We start from the raw sequence: 20,978 nt of genomic DNA, 5'->3' as shown, positions 1-20,978 counted from the left end.
ACATAAAGGTGCCAGGAGTCCCGCAATTGGGGACATCGATTCCCCAACGGAGGTCGGATGATTCCTGTCGAGACACTCAATGGGCTGGTCACCTTCGTCACCGCGGCCCGTTCCAGCACGTTCACCGAGGCGGCCGCGTCGCTGGGGATCTCGCGCTCGGCGGTGGGCAAGGCGATCGCCCGCCTGGAGGCGCGGCTGCGCGTGCGCCTGTTCCATCGCACCACGCGCCGCATCGCGCTCACCGCCGACGGCGAATCCTATTTCGCCGCATGCGCTGCTGCGTTGGAAGAGATCGCCAGTGCAGAAGCCGGCCTGGCCTCGCAGTCGTCATTGCCCACCGGCCGGCTGCGGGTGGACATGCCGTCGTCTTTCGGCCGCCACGTCATGTTGCCGATCCTGCTCCGCATCGGCGCAGCGCATCCCGACCTCCATTACACGCTCTCCTTCAACGACCATCTGATCGACCCGGCCCAGGAAGGCATCGACCTGACGATCCGGTTTGGCGGACTCGAAAGTTCCGGTGGCCTGGTGGCACGCAAGCTGGGACGCCAGCGCCTGGTGTTATGCGCATCGCCCGCGTATCTCGCCGCGCACGGCACTCCTCGCACGATCAAGGACCTGCAGGCGCATCGCAGCGTCGTGGGCTTCCGCAATGGCCAGCCCGTCGGCTGGCGGTTTGGCGGCAAGGTGGCCGACCGCGATTTCGTGCCTGAAGGAACGCACCAGTTGAATGACGGGGACGCTGTCATCGACGCTGCGATCGGAGGTCTGGGCATCTGCCAGATGCCGATCTCGCTGGTACGCCCGCACATCCAGTCGGGCAGCTTGCGTCTCGTCCTGGAAGAGTGCACGGGCTATTGCATCGAAATCTACGCGCTCTGGCCGCGCACGCGCCACTTGCGCCCGAAGGTGCGCTACGTGGTGGACGAGTTGGTGCGGCTTGCTGCGATCGGCACCTTCGACTGAGAAAGTCAGCGCAATGCGCGCTGCCGTTCCTGGCCGCTGCGGCGCACGGGTTGAAGCGCGGCCTGCCTAGCCGGCCTGGGCGTCCCAGAACCCCATGAGCTGGGTGATGGCGGCATCCATCGCCTTGAAGCTCATGCCATCCCGGGCGAGCGTGGAGAGCCCGAGCAGGAAGCTGTCGAACACGCAGGTCAGTGCGGCGGCGTCGGCGGCCGGCCCGAGGTCTCCGCTGGCGATGGCGCGGTCCACGCAGGCGCGGATGCCGGCGCGGGTGCGGGCGCGCGAGCGCGTCAGCGGTGCGCACAGTGCCGAGAACTCCGGCGACGGCGCGCTCATCACTCCCAGCGTGACCATGCAGCCTTTCGGGTGGCCGCGCTCGCACTGCATCTTGGCCGAGCGGCGCAGCGCGAGTTCCACCGCCTGTTTCGGGCCGAGCGTGGTGTCCCACAAGCAGTGGGTCACCTTTGCGTAGGTCGCCAGGTAGCGGTCCATGCATTCCCTGAAGAGCGCTTCCTTCGAGCCGAATGCGGCATAGAAGCTGGGCGCGGTGATGCCGCCGCCAATCGCGGCCTTGAGCTGGCTCAGCGAGGTGGATTCGTAGCCCTGTTCCCAGAACAGGTGAAGCGCCTGCTCGACCGCGGCGTCGCGGTCAAAGCTGCGCGGCCTTCCCATTTGCGCCATGACGCCCTCTGATCTCTACATCAAGACTAGTCGATACAGATATCGTTGACAACGCGGTCGCCGCGCGGATATATATATCGAACGATACAGATTATGGCGTGGTGTTGCCGGCCGGCAGGTCCCAAGACGACGACCTGTTTTTTTTGGTCTAGATGTGTATCGATCGCTATAGATATAGCGAGCCTCGCAGAAATCTCCCTCCCCAACGAAGGACAGCGTGTGACCTCTCCAACTGCATCCACCGCCGGTGCGATCCCGCCGCCATTACCAATCGCCGCCCTGTTGGCGCTGGCCATGACCGGTTTCATCTGCATCGTGACCGAAACCCTGCCGGCAGGGTTGTTGCCGCAACTGTCCGCGGGCCTTGGCATCAGCCCGGCACTGGCCGGGCAGACGGTGACCGCGTACGCGCTGGGTTCGGTGATGGCTGCCATCCCGCTGACCATCGCGACCCAGCAGTGGCGGCGGCGTAACGTGCTGCTGCTCACCATCGTCGGCTTCCTGTTGTTCAACTCGGTCACCGCACTGTCGAGCAACTACAGCCTGACCCTGGCGGCGCGCTTCTTTGCCGGCGCAGCGGCAGGCCTGGCGTGGAGCCTGCTTGCCGGTTATGCGCGGCGCATGGTGCAGCCGGACCAGCAGGGCAGGGCCATGGCGATTGCGATGGTGGGCACGCCGGTTGCGCTCTCCCTCGGCGTGCCGCTGGGCACCTGGATGGGAGGCCTGCTGGGCTGGCGGAGTGCGTTTGCGGCGATGTCCGGATTGACGCTGATCCTGATCGTGTGGGTGCTGCTGAAGGTGCCCGATTACCCGGGCCAGTCGGCAGCGCAGCGGGTGCCGCTGCGCAAGGTGCTTGGCACGCCGGGCGTGCGTCCCGTGCTCGCCACGGTGATGGCGTGGATGCTGGCCCACAACATCCTGTACACCTATGTGGCGCCGTTCGCCGCACACGCCGGGCTGGGACATCGCGTGGACGTGTTGCTGCTGATCTTCGGCGTTGCGGCACTGGCTGGCATCGGCGTGGCGGCAAGGCTGGTGGAGCAGCACCTGCGTGGCACGGTGTTGGTGTCGTTGGCAACGTTCCTCGCGATCTCGGTGGTGCTGGCATTCCTGCAGGACGTGCAGCCTGTGGTCTACGTATGTGTGGCGATATGGGGGCTGACCTTCGGCGGCGCGGCGACCCTGCTGCAGACGGCACTTGCCGACAGCGCAGGCGAAGGCGCCGATGTGGCGCTGTCGCTCAATGTGGTGGCCTGGAACAGCGTCATCGCCGGCGGTGGCGTGGTGGGCGGCGTGCTGCTGGACCAATGGGGCGCGCAGACCTTTCCGGTTGCCATGGCCTTGCTGCTGGCAATCGGGCTGCTGATTGCATGGCGTGCCCGACAGCACGGCTTTGCGGTGGGCGCACGCTCGCCTGTTGCCGGTCACTAGCGTTGCCCTGCCTGATGTCTTCCCGGCTGCGTTCGCCTGGCACCCAGCGAGCGCAGCCGCAGGCAACTGCCGGCATTGCAGGTGTTTATACGTTTCATATACAATCCGTATATTGATGACATAGGAGCTTGCATGGGCATCGTCAATATCGATGACGAACTGCACGATCAGCTGCGCCGCGCGTGCACGGTGACCAGCCGGTCGATCAACGCGCAGGCCACTTTCTGGATCAAGGTCGGGATGCTGTGCGAGATGCATCCGGAATCCTCGTTCCAGGACATCGTGGCGCAGGAACTGCGCGCGGCGGGCGTGCGTCCGCAATCCCTGAAACCGGCGCGGACATGATCAAGCAGCCGGCGGAGATTGCGTTGATGGCCAACGCCGGTGCGTTGCTGGCGCAGGTGTTCCATGCGCTGGATCAGCTGCCGCTGGCAGGCCGCAGCACGCTGGAACTCAACGACTTCGTCGAGCGGATGATTGTCGACGAGCTGGGCGCGCGGCCGGCCAGCAAAGGGCAGTACGACTTTCCCTTCGTGCTCAACGCCTCCATCGATGATGTGGTGTGCCACGGCGTGCCATCGGCTGCGGACGTGCTGCGCAACGGGCAGATCGTCAATCTGGATATCACGCTGGAAAAGGACGGCTATATCGCCGACTCCAGCACGACGTATCTGGTGGGCGAGGTGGCGTATCCGGCGCGGCGGCTGGTGCAGGCCACCTATCAGGCGACGTGGAAGGGGATTGCCGCGGTGCGTCCGGGCGCGCGGCTGGGCGACATCGGTCATGCGATTGCGCGGCATGCGCGCGAGCAGGGCTATAGCGTGGTGAAGGAATATTGCGGGCATGGCATCGGCCGGCAGATGCATGAAGAGCCGCAGATCCTGCACTACGGGCATGCCGGCACGGGGATGCAGCTGCAGGAAGGCATGGTGTTCACCATTGAGCCGATGATCAATCAGGGCAGGGCGGCGATCCGCGCCGAGCCGGATCAATGGCCGGTGCATACGCGCGACGGCAAGTTGTCGGCGCAGTTCGAGCACACCGTGGCGGTGACGCGTACCGGTGTGCGTGTGCTGACCTTGCGCCCCGGGGAAAAGCCGCTGTGTGCGCTGGGGTGAGCGCGCCGTCCCCCGGCGTGTGGCCGGCGCCCGCTGCCGCCGCTGTGTTCGTTGCTTGCACTGCCGCGGCCAGACTGCGGCAGGTCAGCCAGGTTGCTGCACACTAGGCCGCATCGCTGACGTCTCCCGTGCGCCGGCACCCTGATCCGGCGGAGCGCTGGTCTTCCATGCAGCCACTTCCTCATAACCCCACGCACGCCGTGCACCCGGCGGCAGCATCCTGGCGACGGCCGCTGGAGTGGTTGCGCCGGCAGTTGCGCGCCAACGATCTGTGGTTCATTGGGCTGGCAGCCGTGGTGGGGCTGATCGCGGCGGCACTGATGGTGGTGCAGGCTGGCATGGCGCATGCGCTGCAGGCCTGGCTGTACGCGCTTGCACCGGGCGAGCGGCTCAGTACCGCCGAATCGATCACCGCCACCCAGTTGCTGGTGTTGCCGTTGGGCGGCCTGCTGGTGGGCCTGGTGGCCTTGCTGGCGCGGCGGCGCAAGCGGCCGCTGGTGGATGCGGTGGAAGCCAATGCCCTGCACGGCGGGCGCATGTCGATGCGCGACAACCTGATCGTTGCGGTGCAGACGCTGCTGTCCAACGGTTTCGGCGCATCGGTGGGGCTGGAGGCGACCTACACGCAGATGGGCGCAGGCGCCGGTTCGCAGCTGGGCCGTGTCCTGCGGGTACGCCGGGCCGACATGCGCACGCTGGTCGGTGCCGGCGCGGCAGGCGCGATCGCCGGTGCGTTCGGGGCGCCGCTGGCCGGTGCGTTCTACGCATTCGAGATCGTGATCGGCGCCTACACGCCCTCGGCGCTTGCGCCGGTGGCCGCAGCGGCCTTGGCCGGCGCGTTCATGGCCAACGCGCTCGGTGCCGCGCCGTATTCGTTGCCGGCGGCGGTCGCCTATCAATTGCAGCCGCGCGATTATGCGATCTACATCGCGCTGGGGCTGACCTGCGCGTTGATCGGCATCGCGGTGATGCGGCTGGTGGCCGGTATCGAACGCGCCGTGGGGCGGATCGCGCTGCCGATCTGGGGCCGCCCGGTGGTGGGCGGGTTGCTGCTGATTCCGCTGGCGATGTATTCGCCGCAGGTGCTGTCGTCGGGACATGGCGCCCTGCACCTGGACCTGACCAGCAGCAGCACCCTGCAGGTACTGGCCGGTGTGCTGGTGCTCAAATGCATCGCGTCGGGCATCTCGCTGGGTTTCGGCTTCCGTGGCGGCCTGTTCTTCGCTTCGCTGTTCATGGGCTCGCTGGTGGGCAGCCTGTTTGCGGTGTTCCTGAACCTGCTGGTCGGCGCCGCGGCGGTGGATATCACCAGCGCCTCGTTGGTGGGCATGGCCGCGTTGGCGGCAGCCATTGTCGGTGCGCCGATGACGATGGCCATGCTGATCCTGGAAGGCACGCACGACTTTGTGCTGGCGAGCGCGGTGATGGTTGCGGTGCTGGTGGCCAATACGGTGGTGCGCCAGGTGTTTGGCTATTCGTTCTCCACCTGGCGCCTGCATCTGCGTGGCGAAAACATCCGCAGTGCACGCGACGTGGGCTGGGTGCGCAATCTGTCGGCCGGCAAGATGATGCGCAAGGACGCCAACCACACCGCGCACGACACCACGGTCAGCGAGTTTCGCCGGCGGTTTCCGTTGGGGTCCACGCAGCGCGTGGTGCTGGAAGACGCCGCCGGCCATTACGCCGGGGTGGTGCCGCTGGCGGTGCTGTATGCGGACAATGTGCAGGCCGATGCGCCGGTGAGCGACTACGCCAGCCACCGCGATGCGGCATTGCTGGCAGACACCGACATCGTGGCGGTGATGAAGGTCTTCGACGCCACGCAGGCCGATGAGCTGGCGGTGATCGATGCCCAACGCAAGGTGCTGGGCGTGTTGTCGGAAAGCTTCGTGCGCAAGCGCTATGCCGAGGAACTGGAAAAGCGCGAGCGCGAACTGATGGGCGAGCGTGTGCTCGGCGATGACTGAGCCACGTGCTGCCGGCAGCGGCTGAAGCGACAGGGCGCGTGCTGGTCCGGCACATCCACCGAATGTAGCCGGCGTCTCCGGCAATACCCTGCGCCCGCGACGCATGCAGCTTGCCCCGCGCCAGCGGCACCATGCGATACCAGCACGCATCTTCCAGCGGCCTGTGCGTTGGTGGTGCTCCGGCATCGGCAGCGTTGCCCGGCTTCGACTGCTCGATGTGCATGTGCAGCAGCGCGCCATCGGTTGTGCTCACCGACATCAGCGCGTTAGCATGAAGCTTCGTCCAGCGCGATTTCCTCCGACACATGACACCACCCTGACCTAAGGCATCACGCGCTCGCAGTTGCTGCGAAGGTCCAGGTGTTTGACGTTCATGTAGGCGCGCCGTGTGTTTGCCGGTGCGCGGAGGCGTTTCAATGTCCAGAGTTTTCTCGTTGCGCCAGCAATGGCTCGGCAACGTGCGTGGCGATGTGCTCGCCGGCATCGTGGTCGCGCTTGCGCTGATTCCCGAAGCCATCGCGTTTTCGATCATTGCCGGTGTCGACCCCAAGGTCGGGCTCTACGCGGCGTTCTGCATTGCAGTGGTGACTTCCATCGCCGGGGGCCGGCCCGGGATGATTTCTGCCGCCACCGGCGCAATGGCGTTGTTGATGGTGGACCTGGTCAGGGAACACGGGCTGCAGTATCTGCTGGCGGCCACCGTGCTGGCCGGCGTGCTGCAGCTGATCGCGGCGGCATTGCGCCTGGGTGCATTGATGCGCTTTGTCTCGCGCTCGGTGATCACCGGCTTCGTCAATGCGTTGGCGATCCTGATCTTCCTGGCGCAGCTGCCGGAGCTGGTCGGCATGCCATGGCCGGTGCATGCGGTGTGTGCGGCGGGCCTGGCCATCATCTATCTGCTGCCGCGCTTCACCACGGCGATTCCCTCGCCGCTGGTCGCCATCGTGGTGCTGACGGCGGTGTGCGCGTATTGGCACATCGACATCCGCAACGTGGGCGACATGGGCCGTCTGCCCGACAGCCTGCCGGTGTTCCTGCTGCCGGACGTGCCGCTGACCTGGGACAGCGTGCGCATCCTGCTGCCGGTGTCGACGACGCTGGCCGTGGTGGGCCTGCTGGAGTCGTTGATGACCGCGCAGATTGTCGAAGACCTCACCGATACCCCGTCGCAGCGCAACCGCGAATGCGCAGGGCAGGGGCTGGCGAACCTGCTGGCCGGGTGCTCCGGTGGCATGGCCGGCTGCGCGATGATCGGGCAATCGGTGATCAATGTGCGCTCGGGCGGACGTGGGCGCCTGTCGTGCCTGGTGGCCGGTGTCGTCTTGCTGCTGATGGTGGTGTATGGCGCGCCCTGGGTGCGCCAGATCCCGATGGCGGCATTGGTGGCGGTGATGATCATGGTCAGCATCGGCACCTTCAGCTGGGGTTCGCTACGCGATCTGCGCACGCACCCGGGGAGTTCGTCGGTGGTGATGCTGGGCACCGTCGTGGTCACGGTATGGACGCACGATCTGGCCCGCGGCGTGCTGGCCGGGGTGCTGCTGTCGGCGCTGTTCTTTGCGCGCAAGGTCGGGCGCATGTTGCAGGTGCAGGCCAGCGAGCGTGACGACGGAGTGCGCGTGTATGCGGTGCGCGGCCAGGTGTTCTTTGCATCGGCCGGGCAGTTCGTGGCCAGCTTCGATTTCCCGGGCACGCCGCCCAAGGTGCTGATCGATCTGAGCCACGCGCACTTCTGGGACATCAGCGCGGTGGCGGCGCTGGATCGGGTGGTGCTCAAGCTGCGCGCGCACGGTGCCGAGGTCGAGGTGATCGGCGTCAATCAGGCCAGCGACACGCTGATCGACACCCTAGGAACCCATCGGCGCGATGGCGCGCGCCTGCAGCTGGGGCACTGAGTTCTGCTGCTCGTGCGCGGCCCGCTCGACCACTGGCCCGGCCGTATGGCGCGCATGTTCGTCCAGCAACGCGGACAGGCGACGGTGGCAGTCGCGGAAGGCCAGCGCGGAGGCCGGCATGTCGCAGGCATCGAAGGTGCTGGCCTCGGCTTTCCAGGCGGCGAGCAGGTTTTCCAGGTTGCGGATCAAGCTCGGCATGCGGGTGACTCCGTGGGCGTTTTCATCAGTACGGCCACAGGCACCGGCCGGATGCGGTGGCGCCCGCTCGGCTCAGGCGTGGCCGGCATGGGCTGCACTGCGATCGTGCAGGACACACGTGCACGTCACATCGGCGGGAGGAGGGTGGCCGTGCGGTCTTTCACCGCTGGAGCTGACCATGAGCAACGACGAAAACGGCAATCGCGGCGTGGACGATCCGACCCCGCCCAATGGCGTCAAGGCGCCGGGCAGGGACACTGCGCCAATCCAGGAAGGGCCTGCGCAGGACAGCGAGATCGATGACGACGATGGCATCGAGGACCCGGTGGAGGACGATAGCGACCTGGGCGACGAAGACGAAGAGGACGAAGAGGACGACGACCAGTAAGCACATCGCGGCGTTGTCCGCGCCGTGCATCGGTGACACCCGCATGCCGCCGGTTGCGCGGCATGTGCTGGCTGTCGCGGGCCGGGCTGCCTAGACTTGGGGGCTGCCCACCCTGTGACATCCATGGACACCTCTCTGTCGCCATTACCCAGCATCGCGTTGGGCCAGTACCGCCACTTCAAGGGCGGCCGTTATGACGTGCTCGGCGTCGTGCGCTGCAGCGAGACGCTGGCCCCGCTGGTGCTCTACCGCCCGTTGGACAGCGACGTCGGTCTGTGGGTGCGGCCGTATGCGATGTTCGTCGCGCAGGTCGAGGTGGACGGCGTTGCGCGTCCCCGCTTTGCGCGGGTCGAGTAGGCGCGGCTTGGCCTGCCCGACGCTACAGGGTTGTTTGCGAGTGCGTTGGCAATGACGGCCGCCGCTGCGCCCGTCACCACGCCCGATGGCCGGTATCTGATCGTACGTGGCCGGCTCTGGCGTACCGCCAACCCGCACCTGCGCGAAGACGTGCGTGCCGGGTTGGTCGGCGCGTTGATGGATGCGCGGCGCGCGGTCAAGGCGGCCAGGCGCGATGACGATGCCGGGCGGCTGGCTGCAGCGCGTGCGGCCGTGGACCGTGCCAAGACGGCGCTGGGAGAGCGCGGCCCGGTGTGGTGGAGCGATGGCGCAAAGGACTTCAATCGGCATCTGGTCAAGAACACGCCCTACGCGGACTGGTTTGCCGCGCTTGTCGCGCCCGAAGCCTGAGTGCGCGTTGCGGCGGGCCATGCGTGGCGCTGCCTGCAACGACAAGGCCCGGGAATCCCGGGCCTTGTCTGCTGGATCACACGCCCCCTATGGAGCGCGGCTGGCCAGGCTGCTGCGCTCAGCGCCAGGCGGGCACGGCCGGTGCCCGGCATCGGCAAGGGCCATGCGGACACTCCGGTTCCGGGCGCCGTCCGCACCCACCTGACGACTGCTCGCAACATGGCGTCAGCCGCTGTTGATCGACGCGGCGAGAGACGCGCGCAGCCCGCGCTCAGCCCAGGTCGCAATTGCTCGGCTGCGGCCAGGTGGTGGCGGGCAGCATGGCCTTGACGTCGGCCGGTGCGGTGATGCCGATGGTGCTGGCGCCGTAGAGGTCTTCCAGTTCGTCGATGCTGACGATGTAGCTGTCCAGCGAACCGAGGTTGGCGCTGTTGGGAATCAGCCAGCTGATCGCGCGGGTGCCGCCACCGGGGTTGGCGGTAATGATCGTCTTCCAGAAGAAATCCGGGGTGCGGATGCCGTGGCTGCTCAGGAAGTAATCGTTGGTGGTGTCGCTGTAGATCACTCCGCCGTAGACCTGCACGCTGGCGATGTCGCGGTAACACTCGGCCACGTTTTCCGCGCGCACCCAGATGCCCTGATTGAAGCTGGCCACCTGCGGCACGATGTTGGACATGAGGTTGGCGCGACGGATGTAGGTCGCGTTGTAGTCCATGTGGTTGGAGGTCACCAGGTGGCCGCGATCGTAGCCGGTGCGCACGCTGGCGTAGGAGGCCGTGGAGGTCTGGCCGGCGCAGCCGCTGGGCAGTTCGGTATCCAGATTGAAGCTGGACGGACGCGCCGCCGAACCCGTATCGGCCTGCAGGACATACTCATAGCGCAACGCGGTGTGGTTGGTGCAGTCGTAGCGCAAGGTATAGCCCCCCTTGTTGAGGGTGACGACCTGGGCGTTTGCGCTGGCACTGGCAGCGGTGAAGAGCAGGACGGCGAAGAAAGTCCGGAAGCGCATGGGTGTGAATCTCCTGGAAATCGATCGGACGCACGAGGCCACCGCCGGCTGCCGGGGGGCAGATCGACGCTCAGCGGAACGCGCGCTGGATGGGGGACAGTTGGCTCGGTGTTCAGCGAGCGCGACAGCTATCGCATGCAAATGTTGCTTGGTGGTGACGTAGCCGTGAGGACTGTGCGGTCGCGCCACTTTTTTCCGCAGAACTGTGATCTGTTTTGCGCATTGTTCGGCATATGGCCCGGCAGGCGATCAGCACCGGGGCATGCGTGGAGTGCGCAGACGCGCCTTCCGGACCGGACTTTTGCGATGGCGCGCCGTTGGGCCATCGGCAAAGCGCGGTCGCAGGTGTCGGACAACCCCGCATGTCCAGGTCGGGGTAAGCCAGCGCTGGCTGGCAGGGGGAGCACGCCGGGAGCGACGTCGGGACACCGCATCGATCGTCCTCGGCGCGCCATGCGCGTGGCGCTACGTGAAACGACGCCGGATCACCGCCGTGTCTGCCGCCTGGGATTACAGGAACCCCCCTTCTGCAGTCCGTGCAGAAGAGGGGCGTCGGGGACATCGCGGGAGGATCCGGTCGATCGCCTATGCGGCGTCTCGTTCCAGCTGCTGCGCGCTGGCAGGCTCCAGCTGGAACAGCGAGACCAGCTGGGTCAGGGTGCTGGACTGCTTTTCCATCGCCCGTGCCGCGGCCATGGCTTCTTCCACCAGTGCTGCATTCTGCTGGGTGGTTTCGTCCATCTGGATCACCGTCTGGTTGACCTGTTCGATGCCGGCCGACTGTTCGCTGGATGCGGCGGTGATCTGGCCCATGATGTCGGTGACCCGATTCACGCTGGCGACGATCTCGGTCATGGTGGTACCGGCCTTGTGCACCAGCACCGAGCCTTCGGCCACCTTGCCCACCGAGGCGTCGATCAGCTCCTTGATCTCCTTGGCCGCAGCGGACGAACGCTGCGCGAGCGTGCGCACCTCCGAGGCCACCACTGCAAAGCCGCGGCCCTGTTCGCCGGCACGTGCGGCTTCCACCGCCGCGTTCAGGGCCAGGATATTGGTCTGGAACGCGATGCCATCGATGACGGAGATGATCTCGGCGATCTTCTTCGATGAGGTTTCGATGCCCGACATGGTGCCGACCACCTGGCTGACCACCTCGCCGCCCTTCGAAGCCACACTGGCCGCACTGCGTGCCAGTTCGTTGGCCTGCAGCGCATGTTCGGCGTTCTGCCTGACGGTGGAGGTGAGTTCCTCCATCGAGGCGGCGGTCTCTTCCAGACTGGCTGCCTGCTGTTCGGTACGCCGCGACAGGTCCTGATTGCCGGCGGCGATTTCGCCGGCAGCGGTATCGATCTCGGACGAGGAGTGCTGGATACGCCCGACGATGTCGGTCAGGCGGTCCACCGTGGTGTTGGCATCGTCGCGCATGCGCGCAAACACGCCGGCAAAGTCGCCGTGCATGCGCGTGGTCAGGTCGCCGCTCGCAATCGCCTGCAACACCTGCGACACCGCACCCAGGCTCTTGTCCGAGCTGCCCATCAGGTGATTGAGGTCCACCACGATCTGGCGGAAGTCATGCTCGAACGCGGTCTCGTCGCCACGTGCGCTGAAGTCGCCCGCCGCCGCCGCCGATGCCAGCCGCTTGATCTCGCCGTTGATCGACAGCAGGCTGGCCCGCACATCGTTGATCGATTGACTGATCACCGCCTTCTCGCCCGGCAACGGCTCCAGCTGCTGCGACAGGTCGCCGGCGGCATAGCGTTCGGTCAATGCAACGATCTGCATCGTCACCGCGATATGGCTGGACACCAGCGCATTGCTGGCACGCACCATGCTGCCGAATTCGCCGGGGAATTCGTGCTCGGCGATGCGGTGACTGACCATGCCGGCCTCGTGCCTGTCGCCCATCTCGGTCTGCGCCTGGATCACCCGACGCAACTGGCGCTGCATGCTGTCCATCGCCTGCAGCAGCTGGCCGACCTCGTCGTTGCGGTCGATCGAGATGCTGTTGTCCAGCTTGCCCGAGGACACCGCATGCGCAATGCCCACCGCACGGTTCAGTGGTTGGGTGATGGCACGTGCCACGATCCAGCCGAAGGCGATGCACAGCACCGCACCGACCACACCCAGCACCAGCCCGCCGATGCTTGCCGCCACCGAGCTGTCCACCGCTTCCTGCACGGTGCCGCGGAAGCGTGCATCGGCGCGCTTCTGCATGGCGGTCAGGGTGGTGCGATAGGTCTCCAGTGCCGGCGCCATGGCGCTCATCTGCGCCGCGTCGGGTTCGCGCTGCTCCACGAACGCGGCGGCCACGCCCTGGGCCAGGCCGTAGTAGTCGTCGAACTGCTTGCCCAGCCGGGCAAGCTCCCTGGCATTGGCCGGATCGGCCTTCTGCAGTTTCACGTAGGAAGCGTGGATCTCTTCGGCCACCGGCTTGGTGGCCGCCAACATGTCGGCATCGCCGGCGGCAGCGGCGCCGTTGAGCCCGTTGATGAGCTTGTCCAGCGCAGCCACGTTGCGTGTCATGGCGTCGAGCAACGGAAAATGCACGTCGCGTACCGCTTCCAGGCGATCGTTGTTGCGGTGGAACACCAGCGTACTGAAGGCCACATAGCTCGATAGGCAAAGGATCGCCACCGCGGCCGGCATCAGGATTTTCCAGAACAACGGTAGCGACAGGATGCGTCTCATGACGTGAGTCTCGAGCAGGGGGCGGGTCACGGCTTCAGGACGACCTTGACGCTGGGGTCGACTGCGCTTGCACTGATGTAGCCGATGGCGCCCGGCGTGGCGGCGACGGCCTTCTTGACCGCGTCGTCGCCGCTGACACGCTTGGGACGCTGCGCCTTGCCGGTGAACATCAGCTGCGACCAGTACGACTTCAGCTGCGCCGAATCGCGCGAAGCGACTTTCTTGTAGAACTCATCGCGGGTGGCCACGCCTTCTTCCTGGTCGATCGGCACCGCTGCGCCACCACCGGGCAGGCTGCTGGATTTGGCCAGGAAGATCTGCGACACCTGCGCGGCGCTGAGGCTGTCCGGGCCGCCCTTGGCCGCCATCACCACCACGACATCGGCATTGGCGCAGAACGCGGTCAGCGACAACGCGGCAAGCAGCGAGACTGCAAAACACTTGGAAATGGTCATGGGGGATCTCTTAGAACACGAAGTCGACGGAGGCCGACAGCAGGTTGTAGCTGCCGCCCGGACGGAAGCCCGGCTGGATGTTGTTCAACGATCCGAACGAACCCGCGTTGTTGTTGATGTGGCTGGCCTGCAGCTTGAACGCAACGCTCTCACGCGCATCCCAACGCAGCGCGGCGGTGAAGCTGTGACGGCCGCTCTCGGCCTGCGCCAGTGCGCGCGTCATCACGCCGACCGGATCCTGGCCGGGCGCGATGCTCGGGCCCTTGCGATCGACGTTGGCATAGGTGATCGATGGCGTCAGCGTGCCGAAACGCCCGCCGACACTGAGATAGCCGGAGGTGGTCTTGCCGTTGAGCGAAGGCGAGTAATCGGCGCGGATCACTTCGCTGCGCAGGAACCAGTTGCCCGGATCGTAGGCGTAACCCACGCTGGCAAAGCTGCCGTCCACGCCATAGGTGGTCAGGCGATCGGCCAGCGCGGGATTGATGCGCTGATAGGCCGAGAACAGGCGATCCAGCGACGGTGTGTCGAAGGTACTGGTGCCGACGATGTAGCCGGCACGGAAGGTGGATGCGCCCGATTCCAGGCCGATGGCCAGACCGCGCAGCGCGTCCACGTCGGCCTTCTTGGAGTCGATGCGGCCATAGAAGCCCTGCACGCTGACCACGCTCTGCCCGGCGTTGATGGTGTAGACGCCTTCCACGCCGTCCATCGGCAGCAGATAGTTGTAGACCTCGTACGGCGGACGCACCCACGGCGTGGCGTAGCCGACGCGCTGGTATTCGGACAGCATGTACAGCGGCGCGGTGATGCGCCCCAGGCGCGCGGCGAACTGCGGGCCGAACTGATACTTCACGTGGGCCAGGGTGACCTTCGGCGTGTAATCGGCACGCTCGGCGTATTCGCTGGTCACCTGCAGCACGCCGGTGAACTTCTCGGTGAAGTTGGCGTTGACCTGGCCGGCAATGCGCGAGTCCGGGCGTGCCGAGGTGGAGTGACTGGCACCGGCACCTTCCACGGTCTGGATGTCGGGCGTGAAGTCTGCCTGGTCCTCGGTCGAATGCACCACACCCAGCGTGCCGAAGCCGCTGAAGGAAAACATCGCGTCCTGCTGCGCGTAGGCGCAGGTCGACGATGCCAGGGCGATGGCGCCACTGAGAAGCTTGACGGTCAATTTCATTGAAATCTCGGCTGGGTGGGTGATGGACGCAGCACCATCGATGGCGCGCGGGCAAAAACGGAGATGGGCGCCGTGACGCCCTGGAATGCGGTAGCGGCCGTCTGCAGCGTTGCTTTAGCAGGATTTTTACAATCGGGATTGGCCGGTTAAGAATCCAACGCGCGCAAAAAAGCGGGCGATAGTTTTGCTCTATCGAGGCAATTGATTGGCGCGTTTAAAACAGCAGACGTGACTATCTACGGACATAATCGTCCGCGTCGGTGGAACCCAGTGAGTGACACCAGCCACAGTGCGTTTTAGGCGGAAGAAACCGGCATTTGCCACCTTCGGAGCGCGTGCGTGTGCAAAAAACAAACGCCACGCACTGGCAGGCCAGGCGTGGCGTTGTTGAGTTACTTCGGGCAAACGCGCTAGTTACCTGGCGCGGGTGCGTTGCCGCTTTCGAAAGTCTGTTCGGCTACATGCACGCGTCGCCAGATAACGGCTGACGCGCGACTGGAAACGGTTACTGCCGCCCCGTCTGCAACCGGCATGCGACATTTTCATTCCACCAGCTGACGCCGCACCGGATAACGCCACCCGGTGATCGCCGCGTACGGCGAGCGCGCATAGATCCATTGCAGCCGCGCATCGCCATCGGCGCGGAAGGCGGCATCGTCTGCGAGCTTGCGTTCGAACGCGGCGCGCAGGGCGGCGTCGTTGTGCAGCACGCGCTCGGTGAAATCCACCAGCTCGGTGCCGTACAGGCCGCTATCGGGGCTGCCGGCATTGCGAAAGCGTCCGCTGGCCAGCAGCGAGTCGCTGCTGGCCGGTTCCAGCAACGCGGCCGCCAGCATGCGCATCGGTTGATCGGCGGGCACGCGGACGCTGCCGGCGGCGAAGGTTTCGTCGGCTTCGTCTGGCTGCGGTATCTGGGCGTGGCCCTGTTTCACCACGCGGATCTGCTGCACCCTGAGCTGGCGCGGCTGTTGCAGGCGTTCGTAGGCGATGCCATGCGCCTGCAGCAGTGCGACCACATCGTCGTTGCCGGGCGGGATCCACCAGGCCAGCGGATAGCCTACGGCCTGGGTCTGGCGATAGCCGATCACCGGCATGGTCCAGGTTTCGTCGCGGCCTTCCCAGCGCAGTTCCTGCCGGCCGGACACCGGCGAGAACGCGCGGGTGTAGGTCACGCCCTGGAACGGCACCTGGGCGATCGGCTGTGGCAGGCGTTCCCAGGCGACCATCAGCTCCTGCGGGCGGGCGGCGCGATCGGCACGCTTGGCCGCATCGATCTTTCTTGCATCGCGGCCAACCACGCGCAGTGCTGCCTCCAGCAGCACATAGTCGCCCAGCACGCGCTGCCGGTACGACTTCAGGCGGTGGTTCTCCACCAGCACGGTGGGGATGCCGGCGAAGTCGCCATACCCGGTGGAATAGCGCGGCCCTTCCGGCGAGTAACGCAGGCCCGAGCGCGGCGCGTCTTCGTCGATGAGGCTGGGATAGATCGCAGGTGCATGGCCCTGGCTGCGCAGCGCGGTGTTCACCGCCGGCGTAAAGCGTTGTTGCAGCCAGTCGGCGGTGGCACGCGAGCGTGCGTAGGTGCCCCAGCCGGCAAAGGTGAAGGTGATGTCGTACTGATGATCCAGCCCGCCGCTGACATGCAGGTCGATGTACAGCGCCGGGTCGAGGGTGTGCAGCAGCGCGACCATCGCGCGTGTTTCCGGCGCTTCCAGGTTGAGGTAGTCGCGGTTGAGATTGATGCCGCGCGTGGTGGTGTTCCAGCCCATCTGTTGCGGGCCGCGCAAGGCCGCGCCGATCAGCGGGCCGCGTTGCTCGTGGCCATCGGGATTGAGGATGGGCACGAACACCAGATCCACCTGGTCGAGCAAGGTGTCCTTGCCGCGTTGGGCGATATCGCGCAGCAACATCAGGCCGGCATCCTTGCCATCGATCTCGCCGGCGTGGATGCCGGCCTGCGCCAGCACCACCGGCTTGCCGGGGGCGCCCTTGTGCGCGCGTACCAGCAGCAGGTCGCGGCCCTCGCTGCTCTTGCCGAGGACCTCCAACGACAGCAGCGGCGAGGCGGCGACCAGGCGTTCCAGCCAGGCGCGCGTTTCGTCGTAACTGGGCGTGCTGGCGAAATCGCTGCGCTCCGCCGGCGTGCTCCACGGATCGTCCGGCGTGGCGATCAACGCCTCGCTGGCCCCATGCCAGGCGCGCACCGGCGGGAGTGGCGCGCTGGTGTCGATGGACTGCGCACCCACCTGCGCGGCGGTGAACAGGGTTGCGGCGAGCAGGCCGGCAGCGGCACGCGTGGCGCCGCCGGCCGTGGTCGTGGTCTCGGCCATGGTGTTGTCGCGGGCGCGTGCGGGAAGGGACCAAGCGTGCGGAGCAAAGGGGCGCGTATCGGAAGTCATGTGGGACGTACGGGATCTCGATTGAGGGGGAAGACGTGGCAAGGCGTGCTGATCCTGATGGCTGCGCCGGCACGGCGGCGGCGCTTGAAGAACGCCGTGCCGCATCGCGGTTCCAGCCGCCTGCGTGCGCCTGGGTGGTGGGTCTCTCCAGGTGCAGCCGCGCATCGCAGGGACTGCCGAACACCAGCAGGCACCGGGGGGTTGTTACGTAATACAGTAACATTTGACCGGCGACGCTTGCTTTGACGGTCGCGGCGGCATCGGGCAGCTGTCGTCTCGCGATGACGGCGCATTCCAGGCCTTAATCGCAATGTGATAACGTATCATTTCGTTGAACTGCTGCCTTGCCATGCTTTCCAGTCCCCACGCCGCTCCCGCGATCTCGATCAGCAATCTCCATGTGGCCTATCGTGGCCGCGCCGTGCTGCAGGGGCTGGATCTGCAGGTCGCCTCCGGCAGCGTCTACGCCTTGCTGGGCGGCAATGGCGCCGGCAAGTCCTCCACGCTTTCCAGCCTGCTCGGTTTCGTCAAACCCAGCGCCGGCAGCCTGCGCATCGATGGCATCGACCCGGTCGCCGACCCCGGCGCCGCGCGTGCGCGGCTGGCCTATCTGCCGGAAAACGTTGCGCTCTACGAGCACCTGAGCGCGCTGGAAAATGCCGACTACCTGCTGGCGCTGGCCGGCCAGCGCCGCAGCCAGGCCGAGATCGGCCAGGCGCTGGCCGCTGCCGGTCTGCAGGACGAGGCCTGGCGCCAGCGGCTGGCGGGGTTTTCCAAGGGCATGCGCCAGAAGGTGGCGATCGCGGTGGCCACGCTGCGCCGGGTGCCGGTGCTGCTGCTGGACGAACCCACCTCCGGCCTGGACCCGCGCGCCATCGCCGACTTCAACCGGCTGGTCGGCAGCGTGCGCGAGCGTGGCGGCGCGGTGCTGATGGTCACCCACGACCTGCTCGGCGCAGTGGAGGTGGCCGACCGGATCGGATTCCTGGAACACGGGCGCATCGCCGGGGACATCGGTGCCGGCGACAGCGGCTTCGACGTGCGCACCTTGCATGCGCGCTTTACGCGCAAGCAGGATCAGGCTGCATGAGTGCGGTGCTGTTGGTCGCGCGCGAAGAACTGCGTTACATGGCGCGCAACCGTTCCGCCGCCATCGGTGTGGTGCTGCTGATGCTGCTCACGCTGGTGGCGGCATTGACCGCTGCGCATCATCAGCGCGAGGTGGCCGCGTTCCGCGCGCGCCAGCAACTGGCCGCGCAGCAGGCCTTCGAGGCGCAGCCGGACCGCCACCCGCATCGGGTGGTGCATTACGGCCATTTCATCTATCGCCCGCTGCCTGCATTGGCTGCGTTCGATGCCGGCGTGGACGCGTTCACCGGCAACAGCATGTTCCTGGAAGGCCATCGCCAGAACACCGCCAACTTCGGCGATGTGCGCCAGAGTTCGTTGCTGGTGCGCTTCGGACAACTGACGCCTGCGTTCGTGCTGCAGGTGCTGGCGCCGCTGCTGCTGGTGTTCCTGGGCTATGGCGCGGTGGCGCGCGAGCAGGAGACCGGCGCCTTGCGTGCGCTGTTGTTGCAGGGTGCCACGCGCCGGCAATTGTTCGGCGGCAAATATCTGGCGCTTGCCGCGGTGGCGGCGGCCTGTTTATTGCCGGCCCTGGTCGGGCTGGTGCCGGTTGCGTCGTTGCCGGGCCAGGCGCTGCGGGTCGCACTGCTGGTACTGGCGTATGCGGTGTATCTGCTGGTGTGGTGCGCGCTGGTGCTCTCGGTGTCGATGCTGTGCCGGCGCGGCCGTGATGCGCTGCTGGTGTCGCTGGCGGTGTGGGTGTGGCTGGCCCTGCTGGTGCCGCGCCTGGCACCGGATGTGGCCAGTGCGGCATATCGCCTGCCGACGCGGCTGGAAACCGATGTGGCGATCCAGCGCGACCTGCGCACCCTCGGCGACAGCCACAACCCGGATGATCCGCACTTTGCGCAGTTCAAGCAGCAGACGCTGGCGCGCTATGGCGTGCAGCGGGTGGAAGAGCTGCCGGTGAACTACAAGGGCCTGCTGGCGCTGGAAGGCGAGCGGCTCACCGCGAGCCTGTTCGAGCGCTATGCCGCGCGTGATTCGGCCATCCAGCAGCAACAGAATCTGCTGGTGCGCACGTTCGCCTTGCTGAGCCCCACGGTTGCGGTGCGCGCGTTGTCGATGACGCTGGCGGAAACCGACCTGCATGCGCACGAGCGGTTTCTCGCCCAGGCCGAGCGTTACCGCTACACGCTGGTGCAGCAGCTCAACCAGCTGCAGGCCGATGCGGTGAGCATGGCCGACGACACCGCGCAGGATGCCGGCGCCGACCAACGCAAGCGCATCTCCTCCGCGCATTGGCAGCAGATTCCGGTGTTCGCATTCCAGCCGCCGGCCACGACAGAGGTGCTGCGGGCCGCCGGCGCCGCGCTCGGCCTGGTCGCTGCCTGGCTGCTGGCTGCGCTGTGCCTGCTGGTCGCCGCGGGCCGGCGTGTGGGAGTGGCGCGCTGATGCTGCTGTGGAAATACGAACTGCTGCTGTTGCTGCGCGCACGCGCCGTGCTGGCCGGCTTGCTGTTGCTGGCGGTGCTGACCGTGTGCAGCCTGCTCTCCGGCCAGCATGTCATCGCCGCGCAGCGCGCCAATATTGCGCGCATCGCGGCGCTGCAACAGGAAGATATCGCGGCGGTGCAGGATTATGTGGCGCGCTCCAACGACGCGGGCAGCGCGGCCTACTACAGCTTCCACCCGACCTGGGACCTGCCCACGCCACTGGCATTTGCCGCGGTGGGCATGCGCGATGTCTCGCCGTACATCCTGCGTGTGCGCGCGCTGGGCCTGGAAGCGCAGATCCACGATGGCGACAGCTACAACCCGGAGCTGGCACTGGCCGGGCGCTTCGACTACGCCTTCGTGCTGGTGTTCCTGTTGCCGTTGTTCGTGATCGCGCTGCTGTTCGATCTGCGTTCGGGCGAACGCGAGGCCGGGCGTTCGCACATGCTCGCCGCATTGCCGGGTGCGGGCACGGCGTTACTGGTGCGGCGCGTTGCGGTGCGTGCCGCTGCGGTGCTGGTGTGTCTGAGCGTGCCGTTTGTGATCGCGGCAAGTGTCAATGCGGTGCCGCTGCTGCAACAACTCGCGGTGCTGGCACTGACCTGCGCCTATCTGCTGTTCTGGGTGCTGCTGTCGGTGCTGGTGGGTCGCATCCATTGGCGCCCGGCCGCGCATGCCACCGCGCTGGCGACCTGCTGGGTGGTGCTGGCGCTGGTGGCGCCGGCGTTGGCGCATGTGGCGATCAACCAGGCGGTGCCGGTCAATCAAGGCAGCGAGATCGCGCGGCTGCAGCGCGAGGCGGTCAACCATGCCTGGGATATTCCACGCCAGGACACCATGCGGGCCTTCTACGCGCAGAACCCGCAGTGGGCCGATTCGGCGCCGCTGACCGGGGCGTTCCACTACAAGTGGTATTTCGCCTTCCACGAAAACGGCGATCAGCAGGTGGCGCCGCAGGTTGCGGCGTATCGCCAGGGCCTGCAGCGCCGCGAAGCGCTGGCGCAGCGCGTGGCCAGTGTGTTGCCACCGGTGGCGTTGCAGGCTGCATTGACGCGCCTGGCAGCCACCGACCTGCGTGCGCAACTGGCGTATCAGGATCGCATCCGCACCTATCACCGTGCGCTGCGGACGTTCTATTACGGCTATCTGTTTCGCGACCGGCCCTTTACGCGCGAGGACTTCGGGCGCGCGCCAGGTTTCGATGCAAGTGCCGATCCCGCGTCATAGCGGCTGCATTTCACCCCTCAACCTTCGTTGTCTCACGTGCGACCCGGGCCCAGCGTGCCCGGGTGCTT

The 20,978-nt window shown here is 66.5% G+C and carries 19 protein-coding genes and 1 other RNA gene; 13 read left to right on the top strand and 7 right to left on the bottom strand.

Features of this window, described 5'->3' with window-relative positions; translation table 11 throughout:
- Positions 1–57: 57 nt before the first annotated feature.
- Positions 58–966: a LysR family transcriptional regulator gene (locus tag H7A86_RS17820; RefSeq protein ID WP_104583159.1), complete on the top strand. Its 909-nt coding sequence runs from the start codon at positions 58–60 to the stop codon at positions 964–966.
- A gap of 66 nt (positions 967–1,032) precedes the next feature.
- Here H7A86_RS17820 and H7A86_RS17815 read toward each other — a convergent pair whose 3' ends face one another.
- Entirely contained in the window at positions 1,033–1,644 is a 612-nt protein-coding gene (locus H7A86_RS17815) for a TetR/AcrR family transcriptional regulator (protein ID WP_104583160.1), read from the bottom strand.
- Between the two features lie 219 nt (positions 1,645–1,863).
- On the opposite strand from H7A86_RS17815, the gene H7A86_RS17810 reads away from it, so the two are divergent.
- From H7A86_RS17810 to H7A86_RS17790, 5 genes are all read left to right on the top strand, one after another.
- On the top strand, positions 1,864–3,075 hold the full coding sequence (locus H7A86_RS17810) for an MFS transporter (protein ID WP_321186577.1): 1,212 nt from the start codon (positions 1,864–1,866) through the stop codon (positions 3,073–3,075).
- 132 nt (positions 3,076–3,207) lie between these two features.
- The gene (locus H7A86_RS17805) at positions 3,208–3,420 is read left to right on the top strand and encodes a ParD-like family protein (RefSeq protein ID WP_024938505.1); all 213 of its coding nucleotides are present in this window, start codon (positions 3,208–3,210) and stop codon (positions 3,418–3,420) included.
- Positions 3,417–4,193, top strand: a complete 777-nt coding sequence (gene map, locus H7A86_RS17800; RefSeq protein WP_119131717.1) for a type I methionyl aminopeptidase — start codon at positions 3,417–3,419, stop codon at positions 4,191–4,193. Before H7A86_RS17805 ends, map begins: the two co-directional genes overlap by 4 nt.
- A 167-nt stretch (positions 4,194–4,360) precedes the next feature.
- Positions 4,361–6,160, top strand: coding sequence for a chloride channel protein (locus tag H7A86_RS17795; protein ID WP_119131718.1), 1,800 nt, complete (start codon positions 4,361–4,363; stop codon positions 6,158–6,160).
- 416 nt (positions 6,161–6,576) lie between these two features.
- Entirely contained in the window at positions 6,577–8,055 is a 1,479-nt protein-coding gene (locus H7A86_RS17790; protein WP_220453014.1) for a SulP family inorganic anion transporter, read from the top strand.
- Here H7A86_RS17790 and H7A86_RS17785 read toward each other — a convergent pair.
- A complete protein-coding gene (locus H7A86_RS17785; protein ID WP_104583165.1) occupies positions 8,008–8,253 on the bottom strand; it encodes a hypothetical protein in 246 nt (81 codons plus the stop codon). The genes H7A86_RS17790 and H7A86_RS17785 overlap by 48 nt on opposite strands.
- A 178-nt stretch (positions 8,254–8,431) precedes the next feature.
- Between H7A86_RS17785 and H7A86_RS17780 the strand changes: the two genes are divergently transcribed.
- The 4 genes from H7A86_RS17780 to H7A86_RS17765 all read left to right on the top strand — a co-directional run bounded on the left by H7A86_RS17780 (position 8,432) and on the right by H7A86_RS17765 (position 9,619).
- On the top strand, positions 8,432–8,641 hold the full coding sequence (locus tag H7A86_RS17780; protein ID WP_119128246.1) for a hypothetical protein: 210 nt from the start codon (positions 8,432–8,434) through the stop codon (positions 8,639–8,641).
- A gap of 123 nt (positions 8,642–8,764) precedes the next feature.
- Positions 8,765–8,998: a DUF1653 domain-containing protein gene (locus H7A86_RS17775; RefSeq protein WP_104650156.1), complete on the top strand. Its 234-nt coding sequence runs from the start codon at positions 8,765–8,767 to the stop codon at positions 8,996–8,998.
- 51 nt (positions 8,999–9,049) lie between these two features.
- Positions 9,050–9,388 (top strand): hypothetical protein, encoded by a 339-nt coding sequence (locus tag H7A86_RS17770; protein WP_119131720.1) that lies wholly within the window; start codon positions 9,050–9,052, stop codon positions 9,386–9,388.
- Positions 9,389–9,544: 156 nt separating this feature from the next.
- Positions 9,545–9,619, top strand: a non-coding RNA gene (locus tag H7A86_RS17765) — sX9 sRNA.
- 40 nt (positions 9,620–9,659) lie between these two features.
- On the opposite strand, the gene H7A86_RS17760 is transcribed toward H7A86_RS17765, so the two are convergent.
- The 5 genes from H7A86_RS17760 to H7A86_RS17740 all read right to left on the bottom strand — a co-directional run bounded on the left by H7A86_RS17760 (position 9,660) and on the right by H7A86_RS17740 (position 17,119).
- The gene (locus H7A86_RS17760; protein WP_104650158.1) at positions 9,660–10,397 is read right to left on the bottom strand and encodes a DNA/RNA non-specific endonuclease; all 738 of its coding nucleotides are present in this window, start codon (positions 10,395–10,397) and stop codon (positions 9,660–9,662) included.
- Between the two features lie 585 nt (positions 10,398–10,982).
- Positions 10,983–13,085, bottom strand: a complete 2,103-nt coding sequence (locus H7A86_RS17755) for a methyl-accepting chemotaxis protein (protein ID WP_425509727.1) — start codon at positions 13,083–13,085, stop codon at positions 10,983–10,985.
- A gap of 26 nt (positions 13,086–13,111) precedes the next feature.
- Positions 13,112–13,540 (bottom strand): type 2 periplasmic-binding domain-containing protein, encoded by a 429-nt coding sequence (locus H7A86_RS17750; RefSeq protein ID WP_104583171.1) that lies wholly within the window; start codon positions 13,538–13,540, stop codon positions 13,112–13,114.
- A 10-nt stretch (positions 13,541–13,550) separates the two neighbouring features.
- Complete coding sequence (locus H7A86_RS17745; RefSeq protein WP_104583172.1) at positions 13,551–14,720, bottom strand: hypothetical protein; 1,170 nt, start codon at positions 14,718–14,720, stop codon at positions 13,551–13,553.
- A 542-nt stretch (positions 14,721–15,262) separates the two neighbouring features.
- Complete coding sequence (locus H7A86_RS17740) at positions 15,263–17,119, bottom strand: M14 family metallopeptidase (protein WP_425509726.1); 1,857 nt, start codon at positions 17,117–17,119, stop codon at positions 15,263–15,265.
- Positions 17,120–17,468: 349 nt separating this feature from the next.
- On the opposite strand from H7A86_RS17740, the gene H7A86_RS17735 reads away from it, so the two are divergent.
- From H7A86_RS17735 to H7A86_RS17725, 3 genes are read left to right on the top strand one after another with little or no spacing between them, the layout of a single operon-like run.
- Positions 17,469–18,209 (top strand): ABC transporter ATP-binding protein, encoded by a 741-nt coding sequence (locus H7A86_RS17735; protein WP_119131722.1) that lies wholly within the window; start codon positions 17,469–17,471, stop codon positions 18,207–18,209.
- The gene (locus tag H7A86_RS17730) at positions 18,206–19,642 is read left to right on the top strand and encodes an ABC transporter permease (protein WP_119131723.1); all 1,437 of its coding nucleotides are present in this window, start codon (positions 18,206–18,208) and stop codon (positions 19,640–19,642) included. The genes H7A86_RS17735 and H7A86_RS17730 overlap by 4 nt, the downstream gene beginning before the upstream one ends.
- A complete protein-coding gene (locus H7A86_RS17725; protein ID WP_119131724.1) occupies positions 19,642–20,910 on the top strand; it encodes a DUF3526 domain-containing protein in 1,269 nt (422 codons plus the stop codon). Before H7A86_RS17730 ends, H7A86_RS17725 begins: the two co-directional genes overlap by 1 nt.
- Positions 20,911–20,978 lie beyond the last annotated feature (68 nt).

This window comes from Xanthomonas euroxanthea, from assembly GCF_903989455.1.
Lineage (GTDB): Bacteria > Pseudomonadota > Gammaproteobacteria > Xanthomonadales > Xanthomonadaceae > Xanthomonas > Xanthomonas euroxanthea.
This window is presented reverse-complemented; position numbering and strand designations above follow the sequence as displayed.

Bases quoted from the DNA above. Each gene is read 5' to 3' on its own strand.
- H7A86_RS17805 (WP_024938505.1), top strand. From the start codon at position 3,208: ATGGGCATCGTCAATATCGATGACGAACTGCACGATCAGCTGCGCCGC.
- H7A86_RS17735 (WP_119131722.1), top strand. From the start codon at position 17,469: ATGCTTTCCAGTCCCCACGCCGCTCCCGCGATCTCGATCAGCAATCTC.
- H7A86_RS17725 (WP_119131724.1), top strand. From the start codon at position 19,642: ATGCTGCTGTGGAAATACGAACTGCTGCTGTTGCTGCGCGCACGCGCC.
- H7A86_RS17755 (WP_425509727.1), bottom strand. From the start codon at position 13,085: ATGAGACGCATCCTGTCGCTACCGTTGTTCTGGAAAATCCTGATGCCG.
- H7A86_RS17740 (WP_425509726.1), bottom strand. From the start codon at position 17,119: ATGACTTCCGATACGCGCCCCTTTGCTCCGCACGCTTGGTCCCTTCCC.
- H7A86_RS17775 (WP_104650156.1), top strand. From the start codon at position 8,765: ATGGACACCTCTCTGTCGCCATTACCCAGCATCGCGTTGGGCCAGTAC.
- H7A86_RS17790 (WP_220453014.1), top strand. From the start codon at position 6,577: ATGTCCAGAGTTTTCTCGTTGCGCCAGCAATGGCTCGGCAACGTGCGT.
- H7A86_RS17815 (WP_104583160.1), bottom strand. From the start codon at position 1,644: ATGGCGCAAATGGGAAGGCCGCGCAGCTTTGACCGCGACGCCGCGGTC.
- H7A86_RS17820 (WP_104583159.1), top strand. From the start codon at position 58: ATGATTCCTGTCGAGACACTCAATGGGCTGGTCACCTTCGTCACCGCG.
- H7A86_RS17750 (WP_104583171.1), bottom strand. From the start codon at position 13,540: ATGACCATTTCCAAGTGTTTTGCAGTCTCGCTGCTTGCCGCGTTGTCG.
- H7A86_RS17780 (WP_119128246.1), top strand. From the start codon at position 8,432: ATGAGCAACGACGAAAACGGCAATCGCGGCGTGGACGATCCGACCCCG.
- H7A86_RS17785 (WP_104583165.1), bottom strand. From the start codon at position 8,253: ATGCCGAGCTTGATCCGCAACCTGGAAAACCTGCTCGCCGCCTGGAAA.
- H7A86_RS17770 (WP_119131720.1), top strand. From the start codon at position 9,050: ATGACGGCCGCCGCTGCGCCCGTCACCACGCCCGATGGCCGGTATCTG.
- H7A86_RS17760 (WP_104650158.1), bottom strand. From the start codon at position 10,397: ATGCGCTTCCGGACTTTCTTCGCCGTCCTGCTCTTCACCGCTGCCAGT.
- H7A86_RS17745 (WP_104583172.1), bottom strand. From the start codon at position 14,720: ATGAAATTGACCGTCAAGCTTCTCAGTGGCGCCATCGCCCTGGCATCG.
- map (WP_119131717.1), top strand. From the start codon at position 3,417: ATGATCAAGCAGCCGGCGGAGATTGCGTTGATGGCCAACGCCGGTGCG.
- H7A86_RS17795 (WP_119131718.1), top strand. From the start codon at position 4,361: ATGCAGCCACTTCCTCATAACCCCACGCACGCCGTGCACCCGGCGGCA.
- H7A86_RS17730 (WP_119131723.1), top strand. From the start codon at position 18,206: ATGAGTGCGGTGCTGTTGGTCGCGCGCGAAGAACTGCGTTACATGGCG.